This window comes from Gemella sp. (assembly GCF_057272915.1).
Map to the genome: position 1 here is coordinate 43,450 of NZ_DBHIUF010000002.1, position 16,031 is coordinate 59,480.

Annotated in this window: 14 protein-coding genes; 11 read left to right on the plus strand and 3 right to left on the minus strand. The window is 31.4% G+C overall.

The features are described 5' to 3' along the window. A partial coding sequence (locus ACO6OL_RS01075; protein ID WP_485501821.1) for a DUF1542 domain-containing protein occupies positions 1-941 on the plus strand: 941 nt, incomplete at its 5' end. Positions 942-1,063: 122 nt separating this feature from the next. Here ACO6OL_RS01075 and ACO6OL_RS01080 read toward each other — a convergent pair. Together ACO6OL_RS01080 and ACO6OL_RS01085 are read right to left on the minus strand one after the other, a co-directional pair. Further along, positions 1,064-2,020 carry an SH3 domain-containing protein gene (locus ACO6OL_RS01080; protein ID WP_485501822.1) on the minus strand — a complete coding sequence of 319 codons (957 nt, stop codon included), beginning with the start codon at positions 2,018-2,020 and terminating at the stop codon, positions 1,064-1,066. A 26-nt stretch (positions 2,021-2,046) separates the two neighbouring features. Further along, entirely contained in the window at positions 2,047-2,811 is a 765-nt protein-coding gene (locus ACO6OL_RS01085) for a D-alanyl-D-alanine carboxypeptidase family protein (protein WP_485501823.1), read from the minus strand. A gap of 319 nt (positions 2,812-3,130) precedes the next feature. Here ACO6OL_RS01085 and ACO6OL_RS01090 point away from each other — a divergent pair, with 319 nt between their 5' ends. The 9 genes from ACO6OL_RS01090 to ACO6OL_RS01130 all read left to right on the plus strand — a co-directional run bounded on the left by ACO6OL_RS01090 (position 3,131) and on the right by ACO6OL_RS01130 (position 14,004). Beyond that, positions 3,131-4,126, plus strand: a complete 996-nt coding sequence (locus tag ACO6OL_RS01090) for a DUF2232 domain-containing protein (protein WP_485501824.1) — start codon at positions 3,131-3,133, stop codon at positions 4,124-4,126. Positions 4,127-4,128: 2 nt separating this feature from the next. After that, complete coding sequence (locus tag ACO6OL_RS01095; protein WP_485501825.1) at positions 4,129-6,075, plus strand: DHH family phosphoesterase; 1,947 nt, start codon at positions 4,129-4,131, stop codon at positions 6,073-6,075. Between the two features lie 31 nt (positions 6,076-6,106). Next, complete coding sequence (gene rplI / locus ACO6OL_RS01100; RefSeq protein WP_314160041.1) at positions 6,107-6,550, plus strand: 50S ribosomal protein L9; 444 nt, start codon at positions 6,107-6,109, stop codon at positions 6,548-6,550. Between the two features lie 22 nt (positions 6,551-6,572). After that, positions 6,573-7,934, plus strand: coding sequence for a replicative DNA helicase (dnaB, locus tag ACO6OL_RS01105; RefSeq protein ID WP_485501826.1), 1,362 nt, complete (start codon positions 6,573-6,575; stop codon positions 7,932-7,934). An 11-nt stretch (positions 7,935-7,945) separates the two neighbouring features. After that, a complete protein-coding gene (locus tag ACO6OL_RS01110; protein ID WP_485501827.1) occupies positions 7,946-9,217 on the plus strand; it encodes a DUF4767 domain-containing protein in 1,272 nt (423 codons plus the stop codon). Positions 9,218-9,304: 87 nt separating this feature from the next. Further along, positions 9,305-10,282 (plus strand): signal peptide peptidase SppA, encoded by a 978-nt coding sequence (gene sppA, locus ACO6OL_RS01115; protein WP_485501828.1) that lies wholly within the window; start codon positions 9,305-9,307, stop codon positions 10,280-10,282. Positions 10,283-10,295: 13 nt separating this feature from the next. Beyond that, entirely contained in the window at positions 10,296-10,943 is a 648-nt protein-coding gene (locus tag ACO6OL_RS01120; RefSeq protein WP_485501829.1) for an RDD family protein, read from the plus strand. Between the two features lie 381 nt (positions 10,944-11,324). Continuing rightward, positions 11,325-13,778: a heavy metal translocating P-type ATPase gene (locus tag ACO6OL_RS01125; RefSeq protein ID WP_485501830.1), complete on the plus strand. Its 2,454-nt coding sequence runs from the start codon at positions 11,325-11,327 to the stop codon at positions 13,776-13,778. Between the two features lie 31 nt (positions 13,779-13,809). Beyond that, positions 13,810-14,004, plus strand: a complete 195-nt coding sequence (locus ACO6OL_RS01130; protein ID WP_485501831.1) for a heavy-metal-associated domain-containing protein — start codon at positions 13,810-13,812, stop codon at positions 14,002-14,004. A gap of 118 nt (positions 14,005-14,122) precedes the next feature. Here ACO6OL_RS01130 and ACO6OL_RS01135 read toward each other — a convergent pair whose 3' ends face one another. Continuing rightward, positions 14,123-14,959, minus strand: a complete 837-nt coding sequence (locus ACO6OL_RS01135) for a DegV family protein (protein WP_485501832.1) — start codon at positions 14,957-14,959, stop codon at positions 14,123-14,125. Between the two features lie 353 nt (positions 14,960-15,312). Between ACO6OL_RS01135 and ACO6OL_RS01140 the strand changes: the two genes are divergently transcribed. Then, positions 15,313-15,990 (plus strand): HAD family hydrolase, encoded by a 678-nt coding sequence (locus ACO6OL_RS01140; RefSeq protein ID WP_485501833.1) that lies wholly within the window; start codon positions 15,313-15,315, stop codon positions 15,988-15,990. The last annotated feature ends 41 nt before the right edge of the window (positions 15,991-16,031 follow it).

The following is a 16,031-nucleotide window of genomic DNA, read 5'->3' on the forward strand; positions in this document are numbered from 1 at the left end:
CAGGAAAAACAATCTTCAACAAAGCAGACGCAACACAAACAGAAGTAAATGATGCAGTAACAGCAATAAACAACGCTAAGAATGCATTAAGAGGAGTCGCAACAAACAAAGCTGCGTTACAAACAGCGACAACAACAGATGTAACAGCAACAAAAGCAAAACCAGAATACTACAATGCAGAAGCAAGTCAAAAAACAGCATATGACAATGCAGTAGAATCAGGAAAAACAATCTTCAACAAAGCAGACGCAACACAAACAGAAGTAAATGATGCCGTAAATGCAATTAATGCAGTTAAAGAGAAGTTAGATGGGGCGCCATTCCCTACAGAAATAGAAAAATCAAACGCTATTGAAGAAGTGAAAAAAGCTTTAGATACTAAGGTTAAGTCTATAGAATCAAGCAAAGAATTTACAGATAACGATAAAGGCATCCTTAAAGACAAAGCTGAAAAAGCAGCGATGACTGCTATTGTAAAAATAAAAACAGCAACAACAAATGCAATTGTAGAAACAGCGAAAAATACAGGTATAGAAACAATAAATTCAGTAGAAGCGAGATTAGCTGCTAAGTTGGAAGTTCCTGAACTTATCATTACTAAATGGCAAGATGAAGCAGGAAATGACTTACGCCCAGCAGATGCTAAAGCGCCAGCTGAATTAGGTGAAGCTAATGAAGCATTAGCACATGGAGAAATTGCAGGATATGAATTTGTTGCGACAAGAAACGCTGGAGAAGTGGTGACACATATCTTTAGAAAACTTCCGAAAAAATCTCCAATTATTGAAGAAGGACAATTGCCAGTAGTAGAGAATGTTAATACAAAAACAGTTTTACCAAATACAGGAGCGAACACAACTAATACAGGATTAGCAGGGTTAGGACTAGCTATGTTCGGTGGATTATTGACAGTAGCAAGACAACGCAGAAGAAATAAATAATAATGAAGGTTGCTGGCTAAATGGCTAAAATTCATTAAAGAAGATTTTTAGCAAAAGTACAAAAAGAAACGACTCGAAAATGATTTCTTAGAAATCAAAATTTCGAGTCGCTTTTTTATTTTTTATCCAATTAAATCTGCTCTTATCCAACCATCACGGCTACCATAAGAAACATAAGCCCAAGCTTCTCCATCTGAGTTTACTTCAATATAGTGTTGATATACAGAACTTCCAACTTTGATTGAAGTGATGACATTACTTGAATCGTTTGAAGAACTTCTTAAGTTTACACCTGCAGAAGGTTTAACGTAGACAGTACGTTCGTCGCTGCGACGTTTAGAAGAACCAGAAGAACCAGAAGAACCTTCTTTTACAATAATAGTTTCTTTTTCTTTAGCTTTTTCATTTAGTCCATTAACAGTGAATGTACGTTTGAATTCTCCTGTTGTTTTTAGTTTTAATTTATTTAAAGTATTTTTATTTAGTGTAATAGTAACTTCAACTTTGTCACCATTTTTTAAGTTGCTTTGTTTATTGAATGAAATATCTGGATTTGATAATAAGTTAGAGATTTCAGCATTAGAATTTGCAACCTCAGGAACTTTTTTGATATCAGCTTCAGGTTTCCCTTCTCCTTCAGCTCCGTATGCGACGAAGTTAACTTCGTAAGTAGCTAGGTCAATAACATTTTCTTTCTTAAGGAATTTATTATATCCAAAGTATAATGCTACTACTAGAACAACTAAAGTAATGATTGCTGTTAAGACAACAGGTAGGATACTTTTTTTCTTCTCTTTGGGTTCTTCCATGTACATTGGAGGAACGTTATAGTTTGGTTGGTTGTTAAAATTTTGTTGTTGATCATTGTAATTTTGTTGTTGATCATTGTAATTTTGTTGTTGATTAAAATTTTGATATTGCGCATTTTGATATTGTTGATCATACCCTTCGTTATGTTGAGGATTGGTAAAGTTAGGGTCATAACTTTGATTGTTATATTGTGAATTGTCAAAATTTTGGTTATTGTAATTCTGATTGTCAAAATTTTGATTATTTGGATTTTGATTATTTCTATTCATTGATTTCTCCTGTTATTAATAATATTTTAGTTTGCATAGTCTCCACCCGGAGCGTTAAGGTACTCTTCTAGCGAAATATTCTTTTCATAAATTGTTTTAGCTACATCCTCACCAACATAGCGAATGTGCCAACTTTCTTCCATGTAACCAGTTTTTTCAACGAACTGAGGTTTGTATCTAACGATAAAACCGTATTTATGTGCATTTTTATCTAACCATTCTGCTGCTTTTTTACTGCTTTCACTAGTGCCTTCTGCACCTAAAAGTTGACCTTGATTGTCGATAAGATCGAAGACTAGTCCTGTTTGGTGTTCGCTATAACCTGGTCGAGCTGAGAATCTGTCGGCTTCTTGTTTTCCGTGCGAAGCAACGTAGTTATTGTAAAGTCCAGCTTGTGTTTCGTATGCTCTAAAACCAGAAACCTGATTAGATACATTTAATCCTAAAGCTTGTGCCTCGCTGATTAATTTATTTACTTTTTGGCGTGCTGTAGGATTCTCACCTGGGTTGTAGTTAGCAGGGAGTGGGTGTTTTTTGTTAGCTAACACAATACCGTTAATGATTGTTGGTTGATTAACTGTTTCTGGAGTTTTTCCGTTAGTAGACGGAGTGTTTTCGTTATTGTTATCAGATTTGGTATTTTCTTTAGTAGTAGATTTCTTATTGTCTTTTTGGGTAGTTTGATTAGATGTTGTAGTTTTATCATCTTTAGTTAAATAATAATATCCACCTAATGCAAATACTAAAACTACTAGAGTGACTGTAATAATGGTAATAATATATTTTTTCATGAAAATATCCCCTTCTATAAATTTAATAAATATAAAAATTAATATATTAGTAATAAATGTAAAATTAGTTGTATCCTCTACTAAATATCATAAATTTTATAATGCTTTTTGTCAATTATAAAAAGTATTTAACATTAAAAAATAATTGAGAAATCTTGTTTTTAAAGTTGATTTTATTTTTTTGTTTTATTCTAGTTTGATATTTGTATTTTTTTATTTTTCTTTAAAAAAACGTCGGAATTTGGTATAATAATAAAGATACCTACATAGTTATGAATGCTATGAGGAGGTATTATTAAAATAATAAAGGAGTGTTAATTTGGATAATAACATTTCAGAACTTTTGGATAAAGAAATTAAAGAATTAATGAAGAATAAATTTTTCTTTAGAATGCCTAGTAATTCAAAGATCTTAGCATATTCAGTGAGTTATTTATTGTTGATATTATTAGGAACATTATTGAATATTGGATTTATGGCAGCATTTATTTCTGTTTTTCCACTTGCTTATGTCTTAGGTGCGAAAGGATTCAAATACTGTATTCCATTGATTATTATAGGTGGAGGAATATTATTGTTATTTGCCTCACCTGGTATGATTTTCTGGTTTGGAATGCATGCGATTATCTCTTATTTAGTATATAGAGCAATATCTATACGTGTGAATAAGATACTATTAGTTGTTACTGTTAATGTTTTACTATTCTTAGCTGTAGCTTTATATGTATTCTTATCTATTAAGATGGGTATGTTGACTATAGATAGTAATCAGATATTAGAGTTTATTAATTCTTATGTGAATTCGATGGCAGAAATGAATCAAAATGTTGATAAAAACTTGGTATTAGAAAGTTTTTCAAATTTACAAAAGACATTTCCTGTGACGTTGTTTGTAATGTTATTTGTATATAGTTTGGCTTTGGTTCAGTATACATTATCGTTATTGGCTAGAGAGTATGTGATTATTCCAGTGTTTCCTAAGTTTAGTCACATAATGTTGAGCCCTAGAAGTGGATATATATACATAGGAGTTTCATTGATAACTTTTCTTGTAGAGATGGAAGTGGGAAGTAATACTTATAGTTTTTGGAATATTTTATTCCAAAATATTACAGGAGTGTTCTCGCTGGCGTTTATTTTAAATGGATTGTTTACTGCATTCTTCTTTGTAGAACAAAAATCAAAATCAAATATTGGGAAGACAGTGGTGTTTACATTAATGTTGATTTTTAGTCCTATTTTCGAATTACTTGGATTTGTTGATAGTATATTTAAGTTAAGAGAAGGATATATTGTTATGAAGAGGGGGAGATAAGTGTGAATGATAAGAAAAAATATGAATTAATTATTTTTACTATTTTTCTAATTGGCGCAATTCTAAGTGGGATATTTAATATCTATAGCTTAGTTATTTATATATTGATAGGCTTACTTATTTTCTTTCTTTATACTAAGCAAAAGAGAAAGTCTAGCGAGCAAATGGAAAGATATGTTAGCAAATTGACTAATAGAATTAAAGATTCTTCAGAAAGAGGGATCAATAAGTTCCCTATAGGAATAGTAGTAATTGATGAAAATAAAAATATTGAATGGGCAAATAACTTTATTTATAAAAACATTAAAGTCGAAGAGATAAAGGGTCTAAATATTTTAGAGCTTATGCCTGAGATTAAAGAGTTGTTTGATTTGGAAACGCCAGTTGATAATCAGTTTGAAATTTTTGGTAAGCATTTTAAAGTAAACTATCAAAAAGATAGCGGATATATTTATTTCTTTGATATTACAGAAAGTAAAGTTGTAATGCAACGATTTAGAGATACTCGTCCGATTATTCTTAATTTGAGTATTGATAATTATGAAGATGTATCTGATTCTTTAGATGACGAAGTGGCAAGTAGATTGGATGCTACTATTGTTATTACATTAACAGATTGGGCTAAGAAAAATAGTATTTATCTGAAAAGAATAGATGAAGATAGATTTATCGGATTATTAAATGTAAAAGACTTAAAGAAAATTGAAAAAGAAAAATTCCAAATTTTAGATACTATTAGAAATCTAAAAGAGGAGTTTGATGCACCTATTACTTTAAGTATAGGTGTTGGAATGGGAACTGACTTTTTGCCGGAATTAGGAGAACTTGCGAAGAGTTCATTAGACCTAGCTTTAGGTCGTGGTGGAGATCAGGTTGCCATGAAGGATGTTGATGGTACGATTAGATTTTATGGTGGTAAAACTAATCCACAGGAAAAACGTACTAGAATTAAGGCTCGTGTTGTTTCTAATGCATTGGCTGATATCGTAAATGATAGCGATAAGATTATCGTAATGGGGCATAAACGTCCAGATTTCGATGCAGTCGGAGCTTGTATAGGTATTTATACTTTTGCTAAGTTTTTAGGTAAAGAGTGCTATATTATCTTAAATGATAGTGATCGAGATGAAACAATTCAGAAAGTAATGTTTGAGATTGACAGTCTAGATGAACAGCTGTCACGTGTTTTTGTAAACAGTGATGAAGCTTGGGAACTTATGACACCGCAAACAACTCTAATTATTGTTGATACATCTGATGCTTCTCGTGTAATAGATGCGGCGATTTTATCAAAAGCTAATAAGAAAGTTATAATCGATCACCATAGACGTGGTGAAGATATAATTACAAATCCATTGTTAACTTACATTGAACCTTATGCTTCATCGGCATCGGAATTAATCGCTGAGTTAATTGAGTATCAAACTAAGATAGAGAAAATTTCCCCTATTGCTGCAACGGTTATGCTTGGAGGGATAGTAGTTGATACACAAAACTTCTCAATAAGAACAGGTTCTAGAACTTTTGATGCAGCAGCGTATTTACGTAGTAATGGTGCTGATCCTACAAAAGTTAAAACAATTTTAAAAGAACCGTTTGAGAATTTTATGAATAGAGTAGAAATTATTAATAATTCTATTCAAAAATCACCGGAGATCATCATGGCAAAAGCCCCAGAGGATAAATATTATACTAATGTTATGCTTGCTCAGAGTGCGGATTTACTTCTTACTCTTAAAGGCATTGAATGTAGTTTTGCTATAGGATACTTAGAAGAAGGTAAGGTCGGTATTTCGGCAAGATCACTAGGAAAAGTAAATGTTCAACTTATTATGGAAGAACTTGGTGGCGGAGGTCATCTTGCTAATGCAGCAACACAAATCGAAGGAGTTAATTTAGACGAAGCGTTGGAACGTTTAAATGATGCTATTGATAAAATAATATCTTAAAAATAAATCATAGAAAAAAGGAGAAACTGAAATGAAAGTTATATTTATAGAAGATGTAAAAGGAAAAGGAAAAAAAGGAGATGTTAAGGAGATTGCTGACGGATATGCAAAATTCTTAATAACTAACAAGAAAGCTGTAGCAGCAACAAACGCTAATATGGCGACACTAAAAGGACAACAAAAACGTGTTGAAAAAGATAAACAAGAAGAATTAGTTCAAGCTAACTTACTTGCGAAACAATTAGAAGGTTTAGAAGTAACTATTAAAGTTAAATCTGGAGAAGGCGGAAGACTTTTCGGTTCAGTGTCTTCTAAACAAATTGTTGAAGAGCTAAAAAAACAACATGACCTAAAAGTTGATAAGAAAAAAATTGATTTACCACATGGTATTCAATCATTAGGTTATACAAATGTTAAAATTAAACTACACTCTCAAGTAGAAGGAACAATTAAAGTTCACGTGGTGGAACAATAGTAAATAAGTTGAAGGTGATAATATGAAATATCATATAGATTCTGTCGTTATGGCGGAACAATCGTTATTAGGGGCTCTAATGCAAGAGCCTGAAAAGTTAGTAGAAGTCAAGGCGACGGTTGATGTTGAAGACTTCTATGATGAACGAAATAAAGATATTTACAGTGCTATTTTACGTTTAGACGAAATGGAAATAATACCTGACACCACTACAATTTTTGAAGAAATAAATAATAGTGGGGCATTCAGAAATGTGGATGCCTCATTATATATAGTGGATTTATATGATGTTACACCAAGTTCTCGTAATATAATGCATTATGCAAATTTAGTAAAAAGGTATTCTATTTACAGAGAAATTCGTGCTGCATTGTTAAATAGTACTGAGGAGATGAATCAAGGAAATGCTGATATTGATTCGTTAACTGCAACTTTATTCGATCAAGTAGAACGTGCCATGGAACGTGCTAAGACATCTCAGTTTAAGAATATGAAAGATGTTACTGAGGAAGTTTTTAAAGAAATTTTAGCGCGTATGGCAGGAGAAAGAGAAAATGTAGCTGTACCTACTGGGTACGGAGCTTTAGATAAGCTTGTAGGTTTTGGTAAGGGAGATTTAATTATCCTTGCAGCACGTCCTGCGATGGGGAAAACAGCTTTTGCGCTTAATATTGCTCTTAATATTGCTGGGAAGAATCCGCGTTCGGAAGAAGAAAAAAGAACAGTTGCCCTATTCTCATTAGAGATGGGAGCAGATCAGCTTGTTTCTAGGATGATCTGTAGTGAAGGAATGATAGATTCTGAAAAAATTAAACGAGGGACTCTTGATAATGATGATCTTATGAAATTAGAAACAGCAGTTCATTTCTTAAATCAGAAAAATGTCTTTATTGAGGATAGTGCGTTTATTAAAGTAAATGAAGTAAAAGCGAAATGTAAGTTATTAAAAGCAGAACATGGTTTAGATTTAGTGGTTATCGATTATTTACAACTTCTGCAAGGAAGTAAGAGAACCGATAATAGACAACAAGAGGTATCTGAAATATCTCGTAGTTTAAAACAGATGGCAAGGGAATTAGAGTGTCCTGTAATTGCGTTATCTCAGTTATCGCGTAGTGTTGAATCTAGGCAAGATAAACGACCTATGATGAGTGACCTTAGGGAATCGGGAAGTATTGAGCAAGATGCTGATATTGTTTCATTCTTATACCGTGGTGACTATTATAGAAGTGAAGATGCCGATGAAAATGAAGTTCAAGAAACAAGTGATGTCTCTACTATTGAGGTAATTATTGCTAAAAATAGGCACGGACAAACAGGAACGGCAGAACTTGCATTTATGAAACGATATAATAAGTTCGTATCTAAAACTTATGGAGAATAGGAGAGGGAGTTGTGAAAAATAGAAATAATAATCAAAATAATGAAATGAATAGCAATCAAAATGGTTATTATGATGAAAATAGCAATTTTATCCAAGGTGGATATTATGACCAAGGTGGAAATTTTGTATCTGGTGGATATTATGATCAAGATGGCAATTTTATACCTAACGAGTATTATACGCCTAATAATGATTTAACTCCTGCAGGGTATTATGATACAAATGGTTTCTTTATTATAACTGGATATTATGATCAAGATGGTAATTATGTAGAAGATAGTAGTTATTCAACTAATAATGTCAATAACGGGCAATACAATCAAGGTGGAAACTTTGTTTCGTTTACTGGTCCAGGAAATAATTATAATGGTAATTCTATTGATAATAGTGTTAGAAATGCTAAAAATTGCATTGAAGAAGAATCTAAAAAGAAAAAATCTAAACTGAGTTACCTAGTAGTATTACTTTTAATATGTATAATTGCCGCAGGTATCTATTATTTTAAATTCTACAATAAAGATTTAAAAGTAGTTCACATTGATCAGTATAAAGTTGAACTAGCTGCTTATGGAACTAATAGAAATGGTAAGGTTGATGTTAATATTACGGAAATTCCAGAAGTTAAAGATACCGACGAAAACATCAAGAAATTCTTAAGAAAACCTGAGGTTAAATATTCGCCAAAAGAAAACTTGGAAAATGGAAGTAAAGTTGATGTAGAGATAACTCTTAATAAAGAGGAAGCTGAAAAGAAAGGTTTAAAACTTACTGGTAGCTTTAAACGTACTCTTACAGTAACTGGCTTATCAGAAGAAAATAGTCCTAAAAAAGAAGAGAAAAAATCTACAAGTAATACTCTTTGGAATAAAGAAAAAGGAAATAAACTTTATCAATATGTAAAAGAATGGGAAAAAACTTTAGATCAAAATTATAAGGAATATACTATTGATAATAAAGTTAATTACTATGGATTACATCTTCCAGGAGATACGGAAAAAGTCGGGAAATCACGTTTAGTTCTTGAAGGTGATAAACTGATTAATATGAAGTGGTCGCCAGAAGGGAATCAGAAAGATGTCTATAATATAGTTGCTGTATATTCTGATATTGAGAATGTTAGAGGTCCAGCGTCGCATTTATATTACTTTACAATCTTGAATGGAGAACCGATTGTCTTGGTAACTGAACAAAATCAAGGTAATGATAAAGCGTACTTATATTTCAAGAGAACAGCGAATGTTTATCTACAAGAAGAGTTTGAAAAAATAGTTAAAGGTGAGTAGATTAAAAGCTAGGGACAGATGGCTAAAGGGTTATTTGTCACTGGCTTTTTACAAAAAAAATATAATAAAGTTTTGGAGGAAAAAATTATGAATTTTAAGAATAAAAGATTGATATCAACAGTTATTGTTGTGGTCTTAGTAGTATTTTCGTTAATTAAAGGAACTATCACATCAAGTAACAACAGTAAAAAAGACGATGCAGAATTAAATGGATATTTAACAGAGTTTTTACAAGAACAAAGTGTTACTAAATTAACTTTGAAAAAAGGTGATAGTAGTGAAATTATTCAGAAAATTTCTATAGATGGTGAAATTAATGCTGAAATGACGAACACTTATTCAAGAGGATCTGTGTTAAATCAAATCAAAGAAGCTAAAAATAATCCTAATGTTAAAGCTATACTATTATCAGTAAACTCACCAGGTGGGGGAGTTTATGAAACTGCTGAATTATATAATGCTTTAAAAAATAGTGGTAAAGATGTTTATGTCTCAATGAAGAAAATAGCTGCTTCGGGTGGATATTATGTATCTACGCCAGCTAAGAAAATCTTTGTGAATATTGAAACAACCACTGGCTCTTTAGGAGTAATCATGAGTTATGTTTCTGCTCAAAAATTTTTAAACGATCACGGAATTAAACAAGAAACTATTCGTTCTGGAGAGCAAAAAGCAGTAGGTGGCTTAACAGAAGACTTACCAGAATCAACTAGAAAAATATTGCAAGAACAAAATAAAGAAGCGTATGAAAGATTTGTAAAAGCTATAGCAGAAGGTAGACACTTAAGTGAAGATGAGGTTAAGAAACTTGCTGATGGTAGAACTTACACTGGTACTCAAGCAGTAGCGAACAAATTAGCTGATAAAGTAGGTACTGAAGATGAACTTATTGATTTAATAAAAGAAGAAAAAGGGTTATCTAATCCAACTATGATCGAGTTAAGAGCTGATAAAACTGCAGAAAGTTTAATTTCTAGATTTGTAAAAGCAACAACAAAAAGTTTCATCTCTGAATTAAATAGCGAAGTAAATTCAAACAAAGTTGAGCGTAGCTACTTAGGATAGGGAGGGAATTTAAATGAACAACGATTTAAATAATAATACACCTTCATATGACCTGTTTCTTAATGGGGGAGTAGTACTGAATGAAATTGCACAAAATGAAGAACTTGTTAAGGAGTATGAAGATGCTAAAGAAACACAAGAAAAATTAGAAAAAGATTTTTCATTGCCAACTTCATTAGAAGATTATTTAGTACTTTCTAAAAATTTCTATGCAGGCTTTTGGATTAGATTTGTTGCATATGTAATTGATATGATAGTTATTTATGCTATATCTAGTTTATTAAATACTTTTAGTTTTGGACTTTTGAATAAGCAATTAGATTTTCCTATCTTAGGAGAAGAATCTCTGAGTTATGTTATTGTTATGTTTACTTACTTTATAGCTATGACTTACTTCTTCTCTCAAACCTTAGGTAAGATGATTATGAAGATAAAGGTAGAGACTAATAAAGGGGAAAAGTTAAGTTTCGTAGATGTAGTTTATCGTGAGCTAGTAGGTAGATTATTAACGATATTCTTAGTATACTTGCCGTATTTAGCAGTAGCTTTCACAAATAAGAAAAAAGGACTTCATGACTTTATTGCTGATACTGTAGTAGTTAAAGAAGATTTCTCTAAACTACGTCGTCAGATGAATGAAAAGTTAGAGAGTAAAAATTAATATTGTAAAAAGCTGTAGGTTTTAATAAATCTACAGCTTTAAATTTTAAATTAAATCCTAGAAAATCAGCTGGGATTGATAAAAAGGTCCTAAAATTTGACAAAGTTCATATGATAACTCATAGACGCAGTGGTTTATTGATATCTAAATTTGCTTTATAAAAGTTTTTTAGATATCTAATAAACTGTGCGGGGGTGACTCGACAAAATCGATTTCTACGAAATCACAATTTTTGAGTCACTCTCTATATCATAATGATAGCTGTTATTGATTATTTAAAATATTGTTGACAATACTTTTAGGTGGTAGTATAATTAATTTACAACAAAGACTACAATTGTAGACGAATAAAAATATTTAAAAGATAGGTGTGATTAATATATGGTAAAAAATGAAACATATTTAATTGAAGGGATGAGCTGTGCTTCTTGTGCAACGCATATTGAAGAGGGTTTAAAACAAGTCGATAATTTATCGGATGTTAATGTGAATCTTGCGACAAGTAAACTTACTCTTGTCAGAGAAGAAGGAATAGATAGAACGGAAGTAGAAAAGATTGTAGAAAAATTGGGGTATAAGCTTACTTATGTTTCTAGTATTGAAGAGCGAACATTTATATTAGAAGGAATGAGTTGTGCAACGTGCGCGAAAAATATAGAAGATACGATTTCATCTTTAGATGGAGCAGAAAAAGCTATTGTAAATTTCGCTACTGAGAAGATGGTAGTAGAATTTGATAAAGAAAAATTAAGTGTAGCTGAGATTGAGAGAAAAGTAGAAGAAGCGGGCTATAAAGCAAGATTAGAGATAGATAATTCGGTAGATGACCAAGCCGAGAAAAAACAACAAGAAATAGATGGTATTTGGAAAAGATTTATTTATTCAGCTATATTTACAGTGCCTGTGTTGTACATAGCGATGGCTGAGATGGTGGGATTACCTATGTTGGAAAGTTTAAGTCCAATGGGAAATCCAAGATTATTTTCAACTGTACAGTTTATTCTGGTGTTACCTGTTTCGTATTTTGGTAGAAAATTCTTTAGTGTAGGAATTAGAGCTCTTCTTAGAAGAAAACCTAATATGGATTCTTTAGTAGCGTTAGGAGCAGGGGCAGCATTCTTATATAGTGTTTATTCAACCGTATTGATATATTTAGGTGATGAACATGCAGCTATGAATTTGTACTATGAATCTGCAGCGGTGATCTTAACGCTAATTACACTAGGTAAATACTTTGAAGGAGTATCTAAAAGTCGTACTACAAATGCTATTAGTAAGTTGGTCGGATTGGTACCAAAAACTGCTAATTTAATTATAGATGGTGAAGAACATGTAGTAGCCGTAGATGAAATATCTACAGGTGATATACTACTTGTTCGTCCTGGTGAAAAAGTACCTCTTGATGGAGTCGTGATTGAAGGTCGTTCGACTGTAGATGAATCGATGTTAACAGGGGAAAGTATCCCAGTAGAAAAAGAAATAAATAGTAAAGTTGTCGGAGCTAGTATTAATAAAACAGGTGTTTTTAAAATGAAAGTTACTAAAGTGGGTAAAGACACTACTTTATCACAGATTATTAAACTTGTTGAAGATGCTCAGAATTCTAAAGCTCCAATCGCAAAACTTGCTGATAAAATTTCAGGAGTATTTGTTCCTATTGTTATTGTTTTAGCACTAATAGCTGGAATTTTATGGTACTTTGTTGGAGATGCATCTTGGAGTTTTTCTCTAAAAATTATTATCGCAGTGCTTGTTATTGCTTGTCCTTGTGCCTTAGGTTTAGCTACACCGACAGCTATAATGGTAGGTACAGGTAAGGGAGCTGAACACGGTATTTTAATAAAAAGTTCAGAAGCTTTGCAGTTAGCTAAAGAAGTTGATACTGTTGTTTTTGATAAAACTGGAACATTAACAGAAGGTAAAATTTCAGTAACTGATATAATGACATTTAATAATTTATCTGAAGAAGTTCTCTTGCAACTTGCAGCGAGTGTAGAATATCTTTCAGAACACCCATTAGGTCTAGCTATAGTAGATGAAGCTAAAAATAGAAATTTAGAGCTGTTAGAAGTTAAAGATTTTAGTTCATTAACAGGATTAGGTATTTCATCAATGGTTGATGGAAAGTCAGTACTTATCGGTAATGAAAAACTAATGTTGGAAAATAATATTGTTACAAAAGATTCAGTTGAAAAAGCAGAGAAATATGCTTCAGAAGGGAAAACACCATTATTCATAGCTGTAGACTCTGAACTAGCTGGAATTATAGCTGTTGCCGATCAAATAAAAGCAAGTAGTCTAGAAACTGTTGAAAAATTACATAGCTTAGGGTTAGAGGTAGTTATGTTGACTGGTGACAATAAAAAAACTGCTGAGGTAATTGCAGAACAATTATCGATAGACAAAGTTGTTAGTGAAGTTTTACCAGAAGATAAAGCAAATGAAATCAAAAAACTTCAAGCTAAAGGTAAAAAGGTAGCAATGGTTGGTGATGGTATTAATGATGCACCAGCATTAGTTCAAGCAGAAGTTGGAATAGCAGTAGGAACAGGAACAGATGTAGCGATCGACGCAGCAGATATAGTGTTAATGAAACCTGACTTAAATTCTGTTGTTAATGCTATAGTTTTAAGTAAAAAAACTATAACAAATATTAAAGAAAATCTATTCTGGGCATTCTTCTACAATATTATAGGTATTCCTTTTGCAATGGGAGTATTCTACATATTCGGTGGACCATTGTTAAATCCAATGCTAGCAGGAGCTGCAATGAGCTTTAGTTCTATATCTGTAGTTCTAAATGCCTTAAGATTAAAAAGAGTAAAATTAAATTAATAAAATCATTAAAATGAAAGAAGGATTAATAATGAAAAATGAATATAGTATCGAAGGAGTAAAATGTGGTGGTTGTGCCGCTGCTGTTAAAGAAAGATTATCAAAACTAGATAATGTAGACAATGTTGAAGTTAATATCCAAGATAAAAATATTGTAGTAGAAGGAAATGCTTCAAAAGAAAAACTTCAAGTTGCATTAGTAGATACAAATTTTAAAATAGTTTAATAAAAAATGAAATTGATTCGACAAATTTGATTTTTTTAACATTATGATTTGGAGTCACGCTTAATAAATAAATACCTTAGAATTAGTTATAATCCTAATTCTAAGGTATTTTTGTTTTTTATTTATCGTAACCTAAATATCCTATTGCGATAGCTTTAGGTCCTGCATGAGATCCAATTACGGGAGAAACGATTTCTGTTTCAACTTCGATATCACCAAAAGTTTTCTTAATAGATGCCATTGCTTTTTCTAATAATTCATCTGTTGTATAAAGAACAAATAAACTCTTTGGATTTCTTTCTTTTATTTCTTCACACATTTTTGAAAGAACTTTATTCATTCCTCTATGTTTACCACTTACTGCAAGGAGACCATCTTTAATAGTGATAATAGGAAGAATATTTAGTAGGTTTGATAGAACGAACTGAGCTTTAGTAAGTCTACCTCCTGCATATAAATATTGCATAGTTTCAACTGTTACAAGAACATTGTGTTGCTGTGAAAGTTCTAAGTATCTATTTTCTATATTTTCGAATGTTAGACTTCCTGTCTCGAATTCTTTAATAATTTTTTCGATAGCTATTCCTACCATTCTTGCTATTTGAAGAGTATCGATTATCTTGATTTCTACACCATCGATAAGTTCCTTAGCTTGAACGAAAGAAGAATATGTTCCAGACAGTTTAGAAGAAACGCTAAAGGCAACGATACGCTCTACTCCTTGTTGTTTTAAATCTTCATAAACGCTTAAAATTTTACCTACTGCAGGTTGGCTTGTACTAGGTTTTTGTCCGTTGTGTATTCTTTCGTAAAATTCATCAGGAGTTATAGTTACGTTATCCTCGAAAATCTCATCATCAAGACGAACCTCTACCGGAATAACTGTAATTGGATTGTTATTTGCAAAATTTTTATTAATTTGTAATGCCGAATCGCACACAAAAGCTGTTTTCATAAATTTAACCTCATGTTTAATATTATATTAAAAATTATTGTAGCTTTACTACGTTTTTATATAATACACTAAAAATAAAATTTTTTCAAACAAAAAGTGAAATAAAAAGTAAGCTATTATCGTTGTTTTTAAATTTTAATACGCTTAATATATTGAATTTAAAGGTAATATAGTGTTTTAATATTTATTAACGTGGATATTGGATATCGACAATTATATTTTTATTATCTTGGGCTGATAATACTGGTAAAGAAACATTTTCCCATGAAATACTAAGTATGATATAATAATTTAAAGGTTATAAAGTAAAAATTTAGATGAAAGATATAAAAGAAAAAGCGAAGGGGATAAACATGAGTATAAAAGCAGTGTTATTTGATATGGATGGATTAATGGTAGATACCGAAAGTTTGGCTACAGAAGCATTTATTCATAGTGCGAAAAAACAAGGTTATGAAATGACTAGAGAAGAGACTCTTTTAGTATTAGGTTTTACTACAAAGAGTATTTATGAATTTTGGGAAAATTATTTTAAGGATTCTGATATTAGTGGAAAGCAATTAGTTGATGATCATTATAAATATATAGAGGATATATTGTTTACGACAGGTCCTAAAAAAATGCCATTTATAGAGGAATTGTTAATATATCTAAAAGATAATAATTACAAAGTTGTGGTAGCGTCATCTTCTAATATGAATCATATAACAAACAATATGGAAAAAACAGGTCTTGTAAAATATATAGATGAGCTTGCTAGTGGTGCAGAGGTGAAAAATGGTAAACCAGCACCAGATGTGTTTTTATTAGCGGCAGAGCGTTTAGGAGTAAAACCTGAAGAATGCTTAGTTTTGGAAGATTCTAAGGCTGGTGTAATTGCAGGAAGTACAGCAGGTGCCAAAGTTATTATGGTTCCAGATATGTTTGAACCGGATGAAGTCTGTAAAGAAAAAGCTTATAAAATAGTTGAGAATCTAGGAGAGGTTATTAAAATATTAGATGTTAGTAATAAAATTATTGATATGATATAATAGTAAACAACAATATAATATGTATCGAAATGGAGAATAGT